Raw genomic sequence first — 18,292 nt, forward strand, 5'->3', positions numbered from 1 at the left:
CCCTCGGGACGACGGGCATCCGCGCAGGTCAGCATTCGCCTTCGACGGGTCGACGGGTCCGCCGGGACTGCACCCGCCCGGGGTATACGGCAAGAACCACCTCGTGAGGCGCCCTGTTCCCGCGGAGAGGCATCCGTGGGGGCGGTCCCCGCGGCCATGGGCCAGGGCCGTCCGCGGGGGCCCGGGTCTTCCGCGGGCCTGCCCGTGGGGATACCGGCAAGCCCGCCCCACGGGGGCTCGTCCCCGGGGCCCGGGGAGGCCGACGACCCTAGGCGGCGACGGTGCCGGAGGTCTGGACCGGGCGGACGGCGGGGTCGCCCGCGCTTCGGCCTCCAGTGCGGCCTCCGCCTGCGCCCCCGCCGGCACCGGCCCGGTGCCGACGCCGTACCAGCGGCCAGGTCGAGACGCCGACCGCCAGCGACAGCAGATGCCCCCAGTCGGTCATCGGGTCCGTGAACGCGATCAGGTCGCCGATCAGCACCCCCGCGAAGCCGATCAGCACCGGCCAGCGCAGCCATGGCGTCAGCAGCCCGGCGAGGGCGCCGACGCTCGCGGCGACACCGAAGCTGATGCCGTAGTCGAGACGGTGCAGGGAACTGCCGGGGAGGTGCCCCGCCAGTACCGACAGACCGACGGGCACCTCGGTGGCCAGCGTGGCCACGACGTGACCGAGCAGGAAGACACCCGCCGCCCGCAGCCCGCCTATACGCCGTTCCAGCGCGGTCAGTACGAGCACGAACCCGGCCGCGTACATCGACGCGATGCCGCCCGCGATCCACAGCGCGCTGGCCAGCAGCACCAGCACCGGATGGCGGACGAGATGCGCCACGTCCGTACTGGAGCCCTGTTGCAGCGCGTGGACGAGAGAGGGGGCCGCGTGGTCGGCGGTCACCGAGACGGCGGCGAGAACGGCCGCGTATCCGAAGGTGAAGGGCGTGCCGGTGGGGGTGGGGAGCAGCCGCCAGGGCCGTGGCGCGCGCGTCCGGGCGAGGGCGCGGGTGCGGGCGAGCGGGCGGGAGGCGGTCGGGCGGGGCGCGGAGGTCTCCGTGACCGCGTCGCCGCGCTGTCGCGGCATGCCGTCCAGCACGGACGTGCCCGCTTGCGGATTCTCGGGCGTGACGTCGGACGGGGAGGCCGTGGCCGCCGCGGTCGTGCTCCGGTCCAAGGTGGAGGGCTCCTTCCGTCGCCACCCACCCTTGGGTGTCCCGCGCGTCACTGTCTATGACCGACGCCACCCGCGGGGGGATTCACAGCAACCCCACAGCCGGGAACGGCGTCCGCACAGCCGCGCGACCGCACGAGCGGCCGAGGCTGTCACCGTTGCGCCTCGCCGTATGCATGGCCGTATGCGTGGCCCCATGCATGTCCGCATGTATGAAAGACAGCCGATCGCCACCGGCCGTCGCCGGACGACGCCGCGAGGCGCGCGCCCGGGGCGTGGGACAGCCGGGCACCCGGGGCGTACGCGCGGACGGCACACCTGAGGATCGGTCACGCCGCGCAGCCGGGGATCTTCCCCTCCGCACCTCCGGGGGTACTGCCAGGATGGGAGCCATGACGGCTCCGTACGACACCCCCGTAGTCATCGACCGCAGGGAAGGCCCGTACGGCGAGGTCGTGTTGCGGCGCCACGGCGCACTGCTGCAGATCATCGCCAACGGGTGCTTCCTGATGGACACCTCGGACGGCCGCTCGGAGCGGCTGCTCGTCGACGCCGCGTACGACGCCCTCGACGGGCGCCCGGAGCCGGACGTGCTGATCGGCGGGCTCGGCGTCGGGTTCTCGCTCGCCCACGCGGTGGCGGACCGGCGCTGGGGGCGCATCACCGTCGTCGAGCGCGAGCGGGCCATCGTCGACTGGCACCGTGACGGTCCGCTGGCCCGGCTCTCCGCGCGGGCGTTCGCCGATCCGCGCACCGAGATCGTGGAGGCCGATCTGTCCGCTCACCTCCGTGAGACATCCGCCACGTACGACGCGCTCTGCCTGGACATCGACAACGGCCCCGACTGGACCGTCACGGAGGACAACCACAGCCTGTACGGACCGGCCGGACTCGCGGACTGCGCGCGGGTGTTGAGACCGGGCGGGGTGCTCGCCGTGTGGTCGGCCCAGCCCTCTCCCAAATTTGAAGGAAGCTTGCGGAATGCCGGATTCCGACGGGTGCGTACCGAAGAGATCCCGGTTGCCCGGGGCGTTCCGGACGTCGTCCACCTCGCGACAGGGCCTGGATAGCCGAGCGCAGCCGACTGCCCTTACGCTGCTCCCCTGGCGCGGATCATTCAAGCGTCAAGCGCAGTCATGGGATCACCCCACGGATTCCGGAAAGCACACATCAGGGGCGGGCGATGGAGCAGACCCACACATCCCACAACGGCACGGCGGCGACGCCGGGCGCTCAGCGCCGGGTGCTGGTGGTCGAGGACGACCCGACGATCGTCGACGCCATCGCGGCCCGCCTGCGAGCCGAGGGGTTCCTCGTGCAAACCGCGGGCGACGGACCGGCCGCCGTCGACACGGCGGAGGCCTGGCAGCCCGACCTGCTGATCCTCGACATCATGCTGCCCGGCTTCGACGGCCTGGAGGTCTGCCGGCGGGTCCAGGCCCAGCGTCCGGTACCGGTGCTGATGCTCACCGCGCGCGACGACGAGACCGACATGCTGGTCGGTCTCGGCGTGGGCGCCGACGACTACATGACGAAGCCGTTCTCGATGCGGGAGCTGGCCGCGCGCGTGCACGTCCTGCTGCGCCGGGTCGAGCGGGCCGTGGTGGCGGCCTCGACGCCGCGCAGCGGCATCCTGCGCCTCGGCGAGCTGGAGATCGACCACGCGCAGCGCCGGGTACGGGTGCGCTCGGAGGACGTGCACCTCACCCCCACCGAGTTCGACCTGCTGGTCTGCCTCGCCAACACGCCGCGCGCGGTACTCTCCCGCGAGCAGTTGCTGGCCGAGGTCTGGGACTGGGCGGACGCCTCGGGAACCCGGACCGTGGACAGCCACATCAAGGCGCTGCGCCGGAAGATCGGCGCCGAGCGGATCCGCACCGTGCACGGTGTGGGCTATGCGCTGGAGACCCCGACTCCCTGAGCGGGGCCCGCGCGAGGACCTGTTTGAGGGGGCTGATCTCATGAGCGGACCGGGAGAGCGCGGGAACGCCGGGCCCTGGGGCTCCGTGCGCCCCTTCTCGATCAAGACGAAGCTGGGCACGCTGGTCGTGGTCTCGGTCTTCATCACCACCGGTCTGCTGATGATCGCGGTGCGCACCGAGACGGAGCTGCGCTTCATCACGGTCTTCTCGATGATCGCCACCCTCCTGATAACGCAGTTCGTGGCGCATTCGCTTACCGCGCCGCTGGACGAGATGAACACGGTCGCCCGGTCCATCTCGCACGGCGACTACACGCGCCGGGTCAGCGACAGCCGCCGCGACGAGCTGGGCGACCTGGCCCAGACGATCAACCTCATGGCCGACGAGCTGGAGGCCCAGGACCGCCAGCGCAAGGAACTCGTGGCGAATGTCTCGCACGAGCTGCGCACCCCCATCGCGGCCCTGCGCGCGGTCCTGGAGAACGTCGTGGACGGCGTCTCCGCGGCCGACCCCGAGACGATGCGTACGGCCCTGAAGCAGACGGAGCGGCTGGGCCGGCTGGTGGAGACGCTGCTGGACCTCTCCCGGCTGGACAACGGCGTCGTACCGCTGCGCAAGCGCCGTTTCGAGGTGTGGCCGTACCTGTCGGGCGTGCTGAAGGAGGCCAACATGGTCGCCTCCGCGCGCGGGGGCCTCGCCTCGGGCTCCGGCAGCCACACCCGCACCGACGTCCACCTGCACCTCGACGTCTCCCCGCCGGAGCTGACCGCGCACGCCGACCCGGAGCGGATCCACCAGGTCGTCGCCAACCTCATCGACAACGCGGTCAAGCACAGCCCGCCGCACGGCCGGGTCACCGTCAAGGCCCGCCGGGGCGACCTCCCCGAGTCGCTGGCCCTGGAGGTCCTGGACGAGGGCCCCGGTATTCCGCAGTCGGAGTGGCACCGCGTCTTCGAGCGGTTCAACCGCGGTGGGGTGCCGTCGCCGCACGGGCCCGGCAGCGACGGCGGTACGGGCCTGGGGCTCGCCATCGCCCGCTGGGCGGTCGATCTGCACGGCGGCCGGATCGGCGTGGCCGAATCCCAGCGGGGCTGCCGGATCCAGGTCACCCTTCCGGGCCTTCCCTCTCTGCCAAGTTGACGTAAAGTTCGAACCGGAGCCGCAAGATCCATCCGTGTCCGGTGCTCGTGGACACGTGTGATCAGGCAGAGGGCCGCGTGAGTCGTGCCGCGACCCTGGATCGACGTACCCATTCCGGTCCGGAACCACGCTTGTTTCCCGCCATTTCCCGCACCGAAACACGCTTTCCGATGTGACTTGCACGACGTTGGACCGGCCCGGCCTGACCTTCCCGGCCAGGGAGGCGTAGCCTTTATTCCCGCTGTCCATCACCTTGTGAAGCGGAAGAGGGCGGTTGCCGCCGTGTCGCCACAGTCCCCCAGTAACTCGAGCATCTCGACCGAAGGCCAAGCCGGGAAGAACCCCGCGGCTGCGTTCGGTCCCAATGAGTGGCTCGTCGACGAGATCTATCAGCAGTACCTCCAGGACCCGAATTCCGTAGACCGAGCCTGGTGGGACTTCTTCGCCGACTACAAGCCAGGGGCTCCGGCCGCCTCGGCTCCGGCGGGTACTGCGGCCGCGGGGGCCGCAGGGACCACCACCACGGCTGTGTCCGCGCCTGCCGCCCCGGCGGCTCCTGCCGCGCCCGCGGCGCCCCAGGCACCGGCCCAGGCCGCTCCGGCGGCTCCTGCGGCCCCGGCGCCCGCCGCGCCCGCTCCGGCCGCCGCGCCCGCGGCGTCGAAGCCCGCCGCCGCGCCGGCCCCGGCTCCCGCGAAGGCCGCTCCGGCCGCCGCGAAGCCGTCGGCCGCGGCCGAGGCCCCTGCCGGTCCCGAGTTCGTGACGCTGCGCGGCCCCGCCGCCGCGGTCGCGAAGAACATGAACGCCTCGATCGAGGTGCCCACGGCCACGTCCGTGCGCGCGGTCCCGGTGAAGCTGCTCTTCGACAACCGCATCGTCATCAACAACCACCTGAAGCGCGCCCGGGGCGGGAAGATCTCCTTCACCCACCTCATCGGCTACGCGATGGTGCAGGCCATCAAGGCCATGCCGTCCATGAACCACTCCTTCGCGGAGAAGGACGGCAAGCCGACCCTGGTCAAGCCTGAGCACGTCAACTTCGGTCTCGCCATCGACCTGGTGAAGCCGAACGGTGACCGCCAGCTCGTCGTCGCCGGCATCAAGAAGGCCGAGACGCTGAACTTCTTCGAGTTCTGGCAGGCCTACGAGGACATCGTCCGCCGCGCCCGCGACGGCAAGCTGACGATGGACGACTTCACCGGCGTCACGGTCTCCCTGACCAACCCCGGCGGCCTCGGCACCGTCCACTCGGTCCCCCGCCTGATGCCCGGCCAGTCGGTCATCATGGGCGTCGGCTCCATGGACTACCCGGCGGAGTTCCAGGGCACCTCCCAGGACACCCTGAACAAGCTCGGCATCTCGAAGGTCATGACGCTCACGTCGACCTACGACCACCGGGTGATCCAGGGCGCCGCCTCCGGCGAGTTCCTCCGGATCGTCGCCAACCTCCTCCTCGGCGAGAACGGCTTCTTCGACGAGATCTTCGAGGCGCTGCGCATCCCCTACGAGCCGGTCCGCTGGCTCAAGGACATCGACGCCAGCCACGACGACGACGTCACCAAGGCCGCCCGCGTCTTCGAGCTGATCCACTCCTACCGGGTCCGCGGCCACGTCATGGCCGACACCGACCCGCTGGAGTACCGCCAGCGCAAGCACCCCGACCTCGACATCACCGAGCACGGCCTCACCCTGTGGGACCTGGAGCGCGAGTTCGCGGTCGGCGGCTTCTCCGGCAAGTCGATGATGAAGCTGCGCGACATCCTCGGCGTGCTGCGCGACTCGTACTGCCGCACCACCGGCATCGAGTTCATGCACATCCAGGACCCGAAGCAGCGCAAGTGGATCCAGGACCGCGTCGAGCGCCCGCACTCCAAGCCGGAGCGCGAGGAGCAGCTGCGCATCCTGCGCCGGCTGAACGCGGCGGAGGCCTTCGAGACCTTCCTGCAGACGAAGTACGTCGGCCAGAAGCGGTTCTCCCTGGAGGGCGGCGAGTCCGTCATCCCGCTCCTCGACGCCGTCATCGACAGCGCCGCGGAGTCCCGCCTGGACGAGGTCGTCATCGGCATGGCCCACCGCGGCCGGCTGAACGTCCTCGCCAACATCGTCGGCAAGTCGTACGCGCAGATCTTCCGCGAGTTCGAGGGCAACCTCGACCCGAAGTCGATGCACGGCTCCGGCGACGTGAAGTACCACCTGGGCGCCCAGGGCACCTTCACCGGCCTGGACGGCGAGCAGATCAAGGTCTCGCTGGCCGCGAACCCCTCCCACCTGGAGACGGTCGACCCGGTCATCGAGGGCATCGCCCGCGCCAAGCAGGACATCATCAACAAGGGCGGCACGGACTTCACGGTCCTGCCGGTCGCCCTGCACGGTGACGCGGCCTTCGCGGGCCAGGGTGTGGTCGCCGAGACGCTCAACATGTCGCAGCTGCGCGGCTACCGCACCGGCGGCACGGTGCACATCGTCATCAACAACCAGGTCGGCTTCACCGCCGCCCCGGAGTCGTCGCGCTCGTCCATGTACGCCACCGACGTGGCCCGCATGATCGAGGCGCCGATCTTCCACGTGAACGGCGACGACCCCGAGGCCGTCGTCCGCGTCGCTCGCCTGGCCTTCGAATTCCGCCAGGCGTTCAACAAGGACGTCGTCATCGACCTCATCTGCTACCGCCGCCGCGGGCACAACGAGTCCGACAACCCGGCGTTCACGCAGCCGCTGATGTACGACCTGATCGACAAGAAGCGCTCGGTGCGCAAGCTCTACACCGAGTCCCTGATCGGCCGCGGCGACATCACCCTCGAAGAGGCCGAGCAGGCGCTGCAGGACTTCCAGGGCCAGTTGGAGAAGGTCTTCACCGAGGTCCGCGAGGCCGTCTCGCAGGGGGCGGAGGTGCAGATCTCGGACCCGCAGGCGCAGTTCCCCGTCGCCGTGCAGACCGCGGTCTCCCAGGAGGTCGTCAAGCGGATCGCCGAGTCCCAGGTCAACATCCCCGACAACGTCACCGTCCACCCGCGTCTGCTGCCACAGCTGCAGCGCCGGGCGGCGATGATCGAGGACGGCACGATCGACTGGGGCATGGGCGAGACCCTCGCCATCGGCTCCCTCCTCCTGGAGGGCACCCCGGTCCGGCTGTCGGGCCAGGACTCCCGCCGCGGCACCTTCGGCCAGCGCCACGCGGTCCTGATCGACCGGGTCACGGGCGAGGACTTCACCCCGCTCCAGTACCTCTCCGACGACCAGGCCCGCTACAACGTCTACGACTCGCTGCTCTCCGAGTACGCGGTCATGGGCTTCGAGTACGGCTACTCGCTGGCCCGCCCGGACGCCCTGGTGATGTGGGAGGCGCAGTTCGGCGACTTCGTCAACGGCGCGCAGACGGTCGTGGACGAGTACATCTCGGCCGCCGAGCAGAAGTGGGGCCAGACGTCCGGCGTCACCCTGCTCCTGCCGCACGGCTACGAGGGCCAGGGCCCGGACCACTCCTCGGCCCGCATCGAGCGCTTCCTCCAGCTGTGCGCCCAGAACAACATGACGGTCGCCCAGCCGACGCTCCCGTCGAACTACTTCCACCTCCTGCGGTGGCAGGTGCACAACCCGCACCACAAGCCGCTGGTGGTCTTCACCCCGAAGTCGATGCTGCGCCTCAAGGCCGCCGCCTCGAAGGCGGAGGAGTTCACCACGGGCGCCTTCCGTCCGGTCATCGGCGACGACTCGGTCGAGGCCGCGGCGGTCCGCAGGGTCGTGTTCTGCGCCGGCAAGCTGTACTACGACCTCGAGGCCGAGCGGCAGAAGCGCGGCGTCACGGACACGGCGATCATCCGCATCGAGCGCCTGTACCCCCTCGCGGGTGCGGAGCTCCAGGCGGAGATCGCCAAGTACCCGAACGCCGAGAAGTACCTGTGGGCCCAGGAGGAGCCGGCGAACCAGGGCGCGTGGCCCTTCATCGCCCTCAACCTGATCGACCACCTCGACCTGGCCGTCGGCGCCGACATCCCGGGCGCCGAGCGGCTGCGCCGCATCTCCCGCCCGGCCGGGTCGTCCCCGGCCGTGGGCTCGGCGAAGCGGCACCAGGCCGAGCAGGAGCAGCTGGTGCGTGAGGTGTTCGAGGCCTAGGTCCCGAACCCGGCGTCCCGTACGTCGTCGCGGGCCCGGCTCCCTCTCGGGGGAGCCGGGCCTGCGGCATCTTCCTTCCCTTTCCCTTTCACCGACCGGAGCACCGCCCATGTACTTCACCGACCGTGGCATCGAGGAACTGGAGAAGCGGCGCGGCGAGGAGGAGGTCACCTTCGAGTGGCTCGCCGAGCAGCTGCGCACGTTCGTCGACCTCAACCCGGACTTCGAGGTACCGGTGGAGCGGCTGGCGACATGGCTGGCACGGCTTGACGACGAGGACGAGGAGGACGACGAGTAGGTCCCGTCGCGTCCGGCCGTGCGTGACGGCCTCCTTCCCGCCCTGCGCTCGAGGGCGCGCCGCGGGTCGTACGTGATCCCGAGCGCGTCGTCGGCGCCCCCGTAACGGGAGTCCGGCCGCGGTCCCGCGACGGCGCGTGCGCCCAGCCCTCAACAGGCGAAGCCCACGGCGAGGGCCGTGGGCACCCGGCCGTGGCCCACCCGGTCGTGGCCCATCCGGCCGACACCTGGTGACGGACTCGGCGGCGTGCGGCCAGGGCCCGCCCCCGCGTCCCCGTGTCCCCGCGCCCGCATTCCCGCGGTGCCGCCCCGCGGCGCTTCACCACGCCACGCGCCCCCCTTGCCACTCCCCCTGTCTCCCCCTGTCCCGCCGTGGCTCCGCGTCTGCCGCGTCTCCCGCATCTCACCGAAACGGGTGTCTTGACTTTCCGTATCCGCGATATATCGTGAATGACGGAAGACGCGATATGGCGCGTCGATTCCGTGTCCGAGCCCGTCCGGGACCGGTCGTCTGGAGGTCTGCACCATGTCCGAGTGGTCCGTCGCAGAGCCGGGGAAGCTCACCTTCGACGACCCCGTGACGGCGCTGCACGTGCGCGTCGTCAACGGAACAGTGAACGTCGTGGGCACCGACGAGGGTTCCGCGAGGCTCCAGGTCTCCCAGCTGGAGGGCCCCCCGCTTCAGGTCACCCAGCGGGACGGCACCCTCACCGTGGCGTACGAGGACCTGCCCTGGAAGGGCTTCCTCAAGTGGCTCGACAGCAAGGGCTGGCGTCGCAGCGCGGTGGTCTCCCTCGCCGTCCCGGCCGGCACGCAGGTCGAGGTCGGCGTGGTCGGCGCCGCCGCCGTGGTCTCCGGTGTGGAGGGCCGGGTGGAGGTCAAGGGCGTCACGGGCGACACGACACTCGTACGCCTCTCCGGCCCCGTCCGGGTGGACACCGTCTCCGGCAGCCTGGAGGCCCAGGCCGTCACCGGCGACCTCCGCTTCAACTCCGTCTCCGGCGACCTGACCGTGGTCGAGGCGTCGGGCTCCTCCGTGCGTGCCGACTCGGTGAGCGGTTCGATGATCGTGGACCTCGACCCCACGGGCACCCCCACCGACGTGCGCCTGACGAACGTCTCGGGCGAGATCGCCATCCGCCTCCCGCACCCCGCGGACGCCGAGGTGGAGGCCAACACCGCGAGCGGCACCGTCTCCAGCGCCTTCGAGGACCTCCGGGTGACCGGCCAGTGGGGCGCCAAGAAGATCACCGGCAGGCTGGGCGCGGGCAACGGCAAGCTGAGGGCGGTGACCGCCTCCGGCTCCATCGCCCTGCTCCGCAGGCCACCGGCGGAGGACGAACCGCGCGAGCCGGACCTGTCACCGTCCGCGCACGCGAAGGACAGCTCGCCCGACGACTCCACGGACGGCCCGACCGACAAGAAGGTGCTCTGAGATGCCTCCCGTCTTCGCCCACGGCCGTCTGCGCCTCTACCTGCTGAAGCTGCTGGACGAGGCCCCGCGGCACGGATACGAGGTGATCCGCCTCCTGGAGGAGCGCTTCCAGGGCCTGTACGCGCCCTCGGCGGGCACCGTCTATCCGCGGCTCTCCAAGCTGGAGGCCGAGGGACTGGTCACCCACACCACCGAGGGCGGCCGCAAGGTGTACGCGATCACCGACGCGGGCCGCGCCGAACTGGCCGACCGCAGCGGCGAACTGGCCGATCTGGAACTGGAGATCCGCGAGTCGGTCGCCGAGCTCGCCGCGGAGATCCGCGCCGACGTGCGGGGCGCCGCGGGCGATCTGCGCCGCGAGATGCGCGCGGCGGCCACGGAGGCCCGGCGCGGCAACGGACACGCCGGCGACGCCACGGAGCACGAAGGTCCCGCGGGCGGCTTCGGGGACTTCGGGGACCACCGCGACAAGGAGTCGTGGCGGGTCGCGAAGGAGGAGATGCGGCGCGTCAAGCAGGAGTGGAAGGAGCAGGCCCGGCGCGCGAAGGACGAGAGCCGGCGGGCCCGCGACGAGGCCCAGCGGGCCCGCCGCCAGGCCAAGGAGACACAGGAGAGGGTCCGCGCGCAGGCCCAGGAAGAGATGCAGCGCATGGCCAAGCGGGTCCAGGAACAGGTCCAGGACCACTTCGCGCGCGGGGACTGGCCTACGGGAGTCCGCGAGGGCCTCACCGAACTCGCCAAGGAGTTCGGTGACTTCGGCAAGACCTTCGGGGGCGACTTCGGCAAGTCCTTCGGAAAGGACACCGGCCGCCCGAGCACGGCGGAATCCGGCTCGGCGCGCACTCCGGAACCCGACTACTCGGCCACCCCGGACGACTTCCCGGCCGGCTACGAACCCTCCTGGGCCCACGAGAGCTCCACCGGCGACCCCGCCCGCGACCTCGACCGCCTCCTCGACCGGTTCCGCGACGACATCCGCGACGCGGCCCGGGACCACGGGGTGACGGAGGACCAGCTCCTCGCGACCCGCCGTCACCTGTCGACGGCGGCGGCACACATCGCGGCCGCGTTGCGGACACCGAAGAGCTGACCGCCGGTGGCGCCCGGGGGACCTCCCGGACGGGACGGGATCCCCGAGTTCCGGCCGGGGGACCACGGAGGTCCCCCGCGGCCGCCTCACCCCGCCTTGGCCTCCCCGCCGCCGTAGAGCACACGCGTCACCGTCTCGTACGTGACCCCGTGATCGGCGAGCACCTCCGCGAGCACACCGGGCCGGACGGTCAGGGCCATCAGCAGATGCTCGTCGCCGATGTGCCGGTCCTGACGGGCGAGCGCCAGGCGAAGCGACTGCGTCAGCGTCTCCTTGGCCCCCTGGGTGAACGGGCGGCGCCCGGACCGCCGGCCGGCTCCGCCCCGCTTCCCCGCCTCCAACGCCCCGACCCCGTGGGCCTCCTCCACCCGGGAGACGATCTCCGAGACGTCGATGCCGAGTCCGGACAGCGCCTCCGTCTCGGCGCGGGAGAGCCCACCCCGTCGGCGCGTCTCGGCAAGCGCCCGTTCCACCGAGCCACGGCGTTCGGCCGCGCCGAGCGAAGCGAGGGCGAACGAGCCGCGGCTGCCCTCCCGGTCCAGCAGGGCGAGGAGCATGTGCTCCTCGTCCACCGCCTCGGCCCCCGCCCGCTCGGAGTACCCGACCGCGCCCTCGACCACGGCCCGGGCATCCTTTGTGAAACGCTCGAACATCACTGCCTCCCGTACTTCTTGTGGACGGCCTGCCTGCTCACTCCGAGTTCCGCGGCGATCTCCTGCCACGACCAGCCCTGATGGCGCGCACTGCGCACCTGTACCGCTTCCAGCTGCTCCAGCAGCCTCCGCAGCGCGGAGACCGCCCGCAGCCCGATCCGCGGATCGCGGTCACCCGCACGCTCGGCGAGATCCGTTGCTTCGGTCATGGCGTCAACCTACATTGACAGGAGGCGTCCGTCAATCAAAGTTGACACCCCTGTGCGGAACGGCGGACCCGGAGACTCCCGGGCCCGCCGCGGCCACCACGTTCCTGCACCCCGGCCCACCCGGCCGGGCGGACCTCAGCCCACCGTGAGGACGATCTTCCCGAACTGGTCGCCCGCCGCGATCCGCTCGAACCCCTCCCGGGCCCGATCGAGCGGCAGCACCTCGTCGATGACGGGCCGCACCCCGGTGGCGGCGCAGAAGGACAGCAGATCCTCCAGCTCGTCCTTGGTGCCCATCGTGGAGCCGACGACCTTGAGTTCCAGGAAGAAGATCCGGGTCAGCTCGGCGTGCGCGGGACGGTCCCCGCTCGTCGCGCCCGAGATCACCAGCGTGCCGCCGGGCCGCAGGGACTTGATGCTGTGCGACCACGTGGCCGCGCCCACCGTCTCGATGACCGCGTCCACCCGCTGCGGCAGCCGCGCGCCGGACTCCAGCGCCTCCACGGCCCCGAGTTCGACGGCCCGCTTGCGCTTGGCCTCGTCACGGCTCGTCGCGAAGACCCTCAGCCCGGCGGCCTTGCCGAGCACGATGGCGGCGGTCGCGACACCCCCGCCGGCCCCCTGCACGAGGACCGAGTCGCCCGGCCGCACCCCGGCGTTGGTGAAGAGCATGCGGTACGCCGTCAGCCACGCCGTCGGCAGGCAGGCCGCCTCCTCGAACGAGAGCTCCTTGGGCTTCGGGAGGACGTTCCACGCCGGAACCGCGACCTGCTCGGCGAAGGTTCCCTGGTAGCGCTCGGTGAGGATCGACCGGGGCTCCTCGGGGCCGACTCCGTGCCCCGTCTGCCCGATGACGGAGTGAAGGACGACCTCGTTGCCGTCCTCGTCGACGCCGGCCGCGTCGCAACCGAGGATCATCGGCAGCTTGTCCTCGGCGAGACCCACTCCCCGGAGGGACCAGAGGTCGTGGTGGTTCAGGGACGCGGCCCTGACGTTCACTGTCGTCCAGCCGGGCCTCTGCTCGGGGGCCGGACGCTCCCCCAACTCCAGGCCGTTGAGCGGCTGGTCACGGTCAATGCGAGCGGCGTAGGCAGCGAACATGACCTTGACGATAGGCTCCGCCCCCGCGCCGCGGAACCACGTCCGGCTGTGACACGCGTCCCGCCCGTTCCGCGGCCCACCTCACACCGGTACCGGCTCGCCCCGGGAACCCTCCGCGAACCATCCGTACGGCCCAATGCCCGGGCAAAGGAAGTGGCCCCGCCGGGGGACAACCCCGGCGAGGCCACGAATCCGCTCTCGAACGGCACCGAAACGTGTGCAGCCGTCCTCGAACCACGCTCACGCGGCTCGCGAACCACTCACGAGCGAAACGGTGCCGAACCGCTCACCTCACCGGCGCGCGACCCCTTCGGCCCGGGCGGCCGCGGCCACCGCCGCGGTCACCGCGGGCGCCACCCGTTCGTCGAACGGCGAGGGGATGACGTAGTCGGCGGCGAGGTCGTCCCCGACGACCGCGGCCAGCGCGTCGGCTGCCGCGATCTTCATTCCCTCCGTGATCCGGGACGCCCGCACCTGCAGCGCCCCGGCGAAGATCCCGGGGAACGCCAGCACGTTGTTGATCTGGTTCGGGAAGTCGGACCGCCCGGTGGCGACCACCGCCGCGTACTTGTGGGCGATCTCCGGATGCACCTCCGGATTCGGGTTGGCCATCGCGAACACGAACGCGCCCTCGGCCATGGAAGCCACCGCCGGCTCCGGAACCGTGCCGCCGGAGACGCCGATGAAGACGTCCGCACCCGCCAGCGCCGCTTCCAGCGACCCGGAGAGCCCCGCCTTGTTGCTGATCCCGGCGAGCTCCCGCTTGACGTCCGTGAGGTCGTCCCGGTCGGACGACACGACGCCCTTGCGGTCCGCGACCGCCACGTCGCCGATGCCGGCCTCCAGCAGGAACTTGGCGATGGCGATCCCGGCCGCACCCGCGCCGGAGATCACCGCACGCAGCTCGCCGAGCGAGCGCCCGGTCAGCTTCGCGGCGTTCCGCAGGGCCGCCAGCGTCACCACGGCCGTCCCGTGCTGGTCGTCGTGGAAGACGGGAATGTCCAGCCGCTCCTGGAGCTTCCGCTCGATCTCGAAGCACCGCGGCGCCGAGATGTCCTCCAGGTTGATGCCGCCGAAGGACGGCGCGAGACGGGCCACGGTCTCGACGATCTCGTCGACGCCCGTGCAGTCCAGCGCGATCGGCACGGCGTCCACCCCGCCGAACTGCTTGAACAGGATCGCCTTGCCCTCCATCACGGGGAGCGAGGCCTCCGGACCGATGTCGCCGAGGCCGAGCACGGCCGTGCCGTCCGTCACCACCGCGACCACGGACGACTTCCACGTGTAGTCGTGGACCAGTTCGGGCTGCTCGGCGATGGCGCTGCACACCTTCGCGACGCCGGGCGTGTACGCCAGGGACAGGTCGTCCTTGTTCCGCACGGGCACGGTGGCCTGCACGGCCATCTTCCCGCCACGGTGCAGCGCGAACGCCGGGTCGAAGGCCAGCGAGTCCACGGAGCCGTCGGAATTCACCGGCTCCACGTCGCCTTCGGGACCCGTACTGCTGTCGCTGCGAGGATTGACGATCTCCGCTGCCACTTTGTTTTACCCCTTAAGTCTTCATTGATTGAGGGTGACCACTCCTGGTTGAGGGGTGGGCGGGCACCGCGTATGCCCTGCCGCCGTGGTTGCGTACGGGCGGATACGCGACGGGCGCGCCGCACACGCGCCCTGAGCCCCGGATGAGGGGTGTAAAGAACCTTCTTACCGGACGGACTGTGCCGAGGACGAGCCCATAACGCGAAGCTCACACGCCGGTGACATGACTCATACCCGAATATGTGGACAAGTCCAGGATTTGACGTCATGTCGTCGCAAGCGCGGAGTCGTGGCGGTCCGCATCCGGAGGTGCGCCGAAGATCTTCCGGCCGAAAGGGAGGATTCCCGCACAGGATCCGGCCCGACCCGGGCACCCAGTGTTGGTCCGGGGGTCACCCGTTATCCGATTTTGACATAGCGAGTCCTCTGAAGGGCGCAATCCGAATGGCAAGATGCCGTCATCACACGAGGTCGCGACACCCAAAGGTGTGTGTTCTCGTCGACCCATCGGCAACTCCCTCATCCGCCGGAGGCACCCACCATGACCGCAAGCACCACCCGTCGTACGACGGCCGCGCAGTCCCGGATAGCAGCGGTCGGTGCGATCGCGGTCGCCGGGGCCCTGGTTCTCACCGGCTGCGGTGACCAGACGAACGGTGGCGGCGGCAGCTCCACCGAATCGGCCAAGTCCAACAGCGCTCCCCTCTTCTCCAAGCTGCCGAAGAAGATCCAGGACGCGGGCGTCATCAAGGTCGGCACGAACGCCGAGTACGCCCCCATGGAGTCGACCGAGGGCGGCAAGATCGTCGGCGTCGACCCGGACCTGGCCGACGCGCTGGCCAAGCAGCTCGGTGTGAAGTTCGAGTTCACCTCGGGCTCCTTCGACGGCCTGATCACCGCCGTCAACTCCGGCCGCTACGACGTCGGCATGTCGTCCATCACGGACAACAAGCAGCGCCAGGAGGGCCTGGACGACAAGGGCAAGAAGCTCGGCGAGGGCGTCGACTTCGTCGACTACTTCACGGCCGGTACGGCCATCTACGTGAAGAAGGGCAACCCCGAGGGCATCAAGGGCATCGAGGACCTCTGCGGCAAGACGGCCGCCGTGCAGCAGGGCACGACGTACGAGACGGCCCTGAAGGACCAGTCCAAGAAGTGCACGGACGCCGGCAAGAAGGCCATCAACATCGAGGCCTTCCAGAACGACACCGAGGCCCAGACCCGGGTGAAGTCCGGCGGCGCGGTGGCCGGCATCAACGACTACCCGGTGGCGGTCGACCTGGCCAACAAGGCCGACGGCGGCAAGGCCTTCGAGGTCATCAACAAGCAGTACGACGCCGGCCCGTTCGGCATCATCCTGAACAAGAAGAACACCCAGCTCCGTGACGCGCTGAAGGAAGCCGTCGACGCGATCATCAAGGACGGGTCGTACCAGAAGGTCCTGGAGAAGTGGGGCGCCCAGTCCGGCGCGATCGAGCAGTCCGCGATCAACGGCGGCAAGTAAGCCGAGCGCACCACTGAAGGGCAGTCACGTGACTGACAAATTCGACAAGTCCCCCGCGGACGCCGCGCCCCCCGGCGACACGGTGGCCAGGAGCGCGGCCGCCGGGCCGGACCCGGAGACCATCAAGGCGATCCCCGTCCGGCACTACGGCCGGTGGATCAGCGGCGTCATCGTCGTCGCGCTGCTGCTGGCGCTCGGCGTCGCGTTCTCGCAGGGCAACATCCAGTGGCACACGGTCGGCGACCAGCTGTTCGTGTCCAGCGTCGTCCAGGGCGCCGGCCGCACGCTTCTGATCAGCGTGCTCGCCATGATCGTGGGTGTGGTGCTGGGCATCGTCCTCGCGGTGATGCGGCTCTCGAAGAACCCGGTGACCAGCACGGTCGCCTGGCTGTACATCTGGTTCTTCCGCGGCACCCCGGTCTACGTCCAGCTGCTGCTCTGGTTCAACCTCGCGCTGATCTTCCCCGTTCTGAATCTCGGCCCGATCTACAAGAACGAGATGACGGACGTCATGACTCCGTTCATGTGCGCCCTGCTGGGTCTCGGTCTGAACGAGGCCGCGTACATGGCCGAGATCTGCCGCGCCGGCCTGCTGGCCGTCGACGAGGGTCAGACGGAGGCCGCGCAGGCCCTGGGCATGAGCCACACCAAGACGTTGTTCCGGATCGTGATCCCGCAGGCGATGCGCGTGATCGTGCCGCCGACCGGCAACGAGTTCATCAACATGCTGAAGACCTCGTCGCTGGTGTACGCGGTCACGTACAACGAGCTGCTGCGTTCCACCTCGGCGATCGGCTCCACGTCGTACGCCGTGATGGAGATGCTGTTCGTCGCCTCCATCTGGTACCTGGCCATGACCAGCGTGTTCAGCGTCTTCCAGTACTACCTGGAGCGCTACTACGCACGGGGTTCGAGCCGCAGCCTGCCGCCGACCGTCTTCCAGAAGATCAAGGCGAACATGCTCGGGCTCGGCCGTGAGAGGGGCACCGCATGACCGCGATGGTGAAGTCCGAGGGCGTTCACAAGTCCTTCGGCCCGGTGGAGGTGCTCAAGGGCATCGACCTGGAGGTGAACACCGGCGAGGTGTTCTGCCTCATCGGCCCGTCCGGCTCCGGCAAGTCGACCTTCCTCAGGTGCATCAACCACCTGGAGAAGATCAACGCAGGCCGGCTGTACGTCGACGGCGACCTGGTCGGCTACCGCCAGAAGGGCGACAAGCTCTACGAGCTCAAGGACAGCGAGGTCGCCCTGAAGCGCCGGGACATCGGCATGGTCTTCCAGCGCTTCAACCTGTTCCCGCACATGACGGCCGTCGAGAACGTCATGGAAGCGCCGATCCAGGTGAAGGGCACGAAGAAGTCGGACGCCCAGAACCGCGCGATGGAGCTGCTCGAACGTGTCGGCCTGTCCGACAAGGCGCGCAACTACCCCTCGCAGCTCTCCGGCGGCCAGCAGCAGCGCGTGGCGATCGCCCGCGCACTGGCGATGGACCCGAAGCTGATGCTCTTCGACGAGCCGACCTCGGCGCTCGACCCGGAGCTGGTCGGTGACGTCCTCGACGTCATGCGCGACCTCGCCGAGTCCGGTATGACGATGGTCGTCGTCACCCACGAGATGGGCTTCGCCCGCGAGGTCGGCGACAGCCTGGTCTTCATGGACGGCGGTGTCGTGGTCGAGTCCGGCAACCCGCGCGACGTCCTGACGGACCCGCAGCACGAGCGCACCAAGTCGTTCCTGTCCAAGGTGCTCTGAGAACTCCGACAGCCGGATGCCGCCCACCCCGGGAAGGGGTGGGCGGCATCCGGCGTTCCGGATCACTTCAGGTTCAGCCAGGGGCTGCGCGGCGTGAGGTGGCCCTCGGTGCTGAGTCCCTGCAACTGCACGAAGGTCGTGAACTGCCCCTTCCCGTGGAAGTCCTTGCCGGCGTAGTGCTTGTTGATCACCTTGCCGGTGGGACAGGGATAGGACTTCTTGGACACGATCCTCTCGCCCGTCGTGAGGACCCTGATCAGGACGTGCACTTCGCGTGCTTCTTCCCCATTGCGCTGGCACTCCCCCGCGGCGACGGAAGGCCGCCCGGGACGCGGATAAGGCGGCAGGGGTTCCCCTGCCGCCCCCACCGCAGCACCC

Annotated in this window: 16 protein-coding genes; 10 read left to right on the plus strand and 6 right to left on the minus strand. The window is 70.2% G+C overall.

The features are described from left to right. Positions 1-268: 268 nt before the first annotated feature. Entirely contained in the window at positions 269-1,165 is an 897-nt protein-coding gene (locus tag OG199_RS15600) for a rhomboid-like protein (RefSeq protein ID WP_405829947.1), read from the minus strand. A gap of 389 nt (positions 1,166-1,554) precedes the next feature. On the opposite strand from OG199_RS15600, the gene OG199_RS15605 reads away from it, so the two are divergent. The 7 genes from OG199_RS15605 (at position 1,555) to OG199_RS15635 (ending at position 11,156) form a co-directional block, all read left to right on the plus strand. After that, positions 1,555-2,232: a spermidine synthase gene (locus OG199_RS15605; protein WP_405829949.1), complete on the plus strand. Its 678-nt coding sequence runs from the start codon at positions 1,555-1,557 to the stop codon at positions 2,230-2,232. Positions 2,233-2,345: 113 nt separating this feature from the next. Then, the gene (locus tag OG199_RS15610; protein WP_054236710.1) at positions 2,346-3,083 is read left to right on the plus strand and encodes a response regulator transcription factor; all 738 of its coding nucleotides are present in this window, start codon (positions 2,346-2,348) and stop codon (positions 3,081-3,083) included. Positions 3,084-3,123: 40 nt separating this feature from the next. Further along, positions 3,124-4,224, plus strand: coding sequence for a HAMP domain-containing sensor histidine kinase (locus OG199_RS15615; protein ID WP_266701322.1), 1,101 nt, complete (start codon positions 3,124-3,126; stop codon positions 4,222-4,224). Between the two features lie 282 nt (positions 4,225-4,506). Next, entirely contained in the window at positions 4,507-8,334 is a 3,828-nt protein-coding gene (locus OG199_RS15620; protein WP_356799393.1) for a multifunctional oxoglutarate decarboxylase/oxoglutarate dehydrogenase thiamine pyrophosphate-binding subunit/dihydrolipoyllysine-residue succinyltransferase subunit, read from the plus strand. 109 nt (positions 8,335-8,443) lie between these two features. After that, positions 8,444-8,632: a DUF6104 family protein gene (locus tag OG199_RS15625; protein WP_356799395.1), complete on the plus strand. Its 189-nt coding sequence runs from the start codon at positions 8,444-8,446 to the stop codon at positions 8,630-8,632. A gap of 525 nt (positions 8,633-9,157) precedes the next feature. Next, positions 9,158-10,066, plus strand: a complete 909-nt coding sequence (locus tag OG199_RS15630) for a DUF4097 family beta strand repeat-containing protein (RefSeq protein ID WP_401799615.1) — start codon at positions 9,158-9,160, stop codon at positions 10,064-10,066. A 1-nt stretch (position 10,067) separates the two neighbouring features. Continuing rightward, positions 10,068-11,156: a helix-turn-helix transcriptional regulator gene (locus tag OG199_RS15635; protein WP_401799614.1), complete on the plus strand. Its 1,089-nt coding sequence runs from the start codon at positions 10,068-10,070 to the stop codon at positions 11,154-11,156. Between the two features lie 86 nt (positions 11,157-11,242). Here the strand turns inward: OG199_RS15635 and OG199_RS15640 are convergent, their stop codons facing one another. The 4 genes from OG199_RS15640 to OG199_RS15655 all read right to left on the minus strand — a co-directional run bounded on the left by OG199_RS15640 (position 11,243) and on the right by OG199_RS15655 (position 14,658). Continuing rightward, complete coding sequence (locus OG199_RS15640; RefSeq protein ID WP_356799401.1) at positions 11,243-11,809, minus strand: Clp protease N-terminal domain-containing protein; 567 nt, start codon at positions 11,807-11,809, stop codon at positions 11,243-11,245. Beyond that, on the minus strand, positions 11,809-12,018 hold the full coding sequence (locus tag OG199_RS15645; protein ID WP_148010429.1) for a helix-turn-helix domain-containing protein: 210 nt from the start codon (positions 12,016-12,018) through the stop codon (positions 11,809-11,811). The genes OG199_RS15640 and OG199_RS15645 overlap by 1 nt, the downstream gene beginning before the upstream one ends. 135 nt (positions 12,019-12,153) lie before the next feature. Continuing rightward, a complete protein-coding gene (locus OG199_RS15650) occupies positions 12,154-13,119 on the minus strand; it encodes a zinc-binding dehydrogenase (RefSeq protein WP_356799403.1) in 966 nt (321 codons plus the stop codon). Between the two features lie 291 nt (positions 13,120-13,410). Then, on the minus strand, positions 13,411-14,658 hold the full coding sequence (locus OG199_RS15655) for an NADP-dependent malic enzyme (RefSeq protein ID WP_356799405.1): 1,248 nt from the start codon (positions 14,656-14,658) through the stop codon (positions 13,411-13,413). 541 nt (positions 14,659-15,199) lie between these two features. On the opposite strand from OG199_RS15655, the gene OG199_RS15660 reads away from it, so the two are divergent. Genes OG199_RS15660 through OG199_RS15670 form a run of 3 tightly spaced genes read left to right on the plus strand, consistent with a single transcriptional unit; the run spans position 15,200 to position 17,914 of the window. Next, a complete protein-coding gene (locus OG199_RS15660; RefSeq protein ID WP_356799407.1) occupies positions 15,200-16,162 on the plus strand; it encodes an ABC transporter substrate-binding protein in 963 nt (320 codons plus the stop codon). A gap of 28 nt (positions 16,163-16,190) precedes the next feature. Further along, positions 16,191-17,156 carry an amino acid ABC transporter permease gene (locus OG199_RS15665; protein ID WP_168530186.1) on the plus strand — a complete coding sequence of 322 codons (966 nt, stop codon included), beginning with the start codon at positions 16,191-16,193 and terminating at the stop codon, positions 17,154-17,156. Then, on the plus strand, positions 17,153-17,914 hold the full coding sequence (locus OG199_RS15670) for an amino acid ABC transporter ATP-binding protein (protein ID WP_329290342.1): 762 nt from the start codon (positions 17,153-17,155) through the stop codon (positions 17,912-17,914). The genes OG199_RS15665 and OG199_RS15670 overlap by 4 nt, the downstream gene beginning before the upstream one ends. Positions 17,915-17,976: 62 nt before the next feature. Here the strand turns inward: OG199_RS15670 and OG199_RS15675 are convergent, their stop codons facing one another. Continuing rightward, complete coding sequence (locus OG199_RS15675; RefSeq protein ID WP_405829953.1) at positions 17,977-18,183, minus strand: hypothetical protein; 207 nt, start codon at positions 18,181-18,183, stop codon at positions 17,977-17,979. Positions 18,184-18,292 lie beyond the last annotated feature (109 nt).

The organism is Streptomyces sp. NBC_01176 (genome assembly GCF_045039825.1).
Classification (GTDB): domain Bacteria; phylum Actinomycetota; class Actinomycetes; order Streptomycetales; family Streptomycetaceae; genus Streptomyces.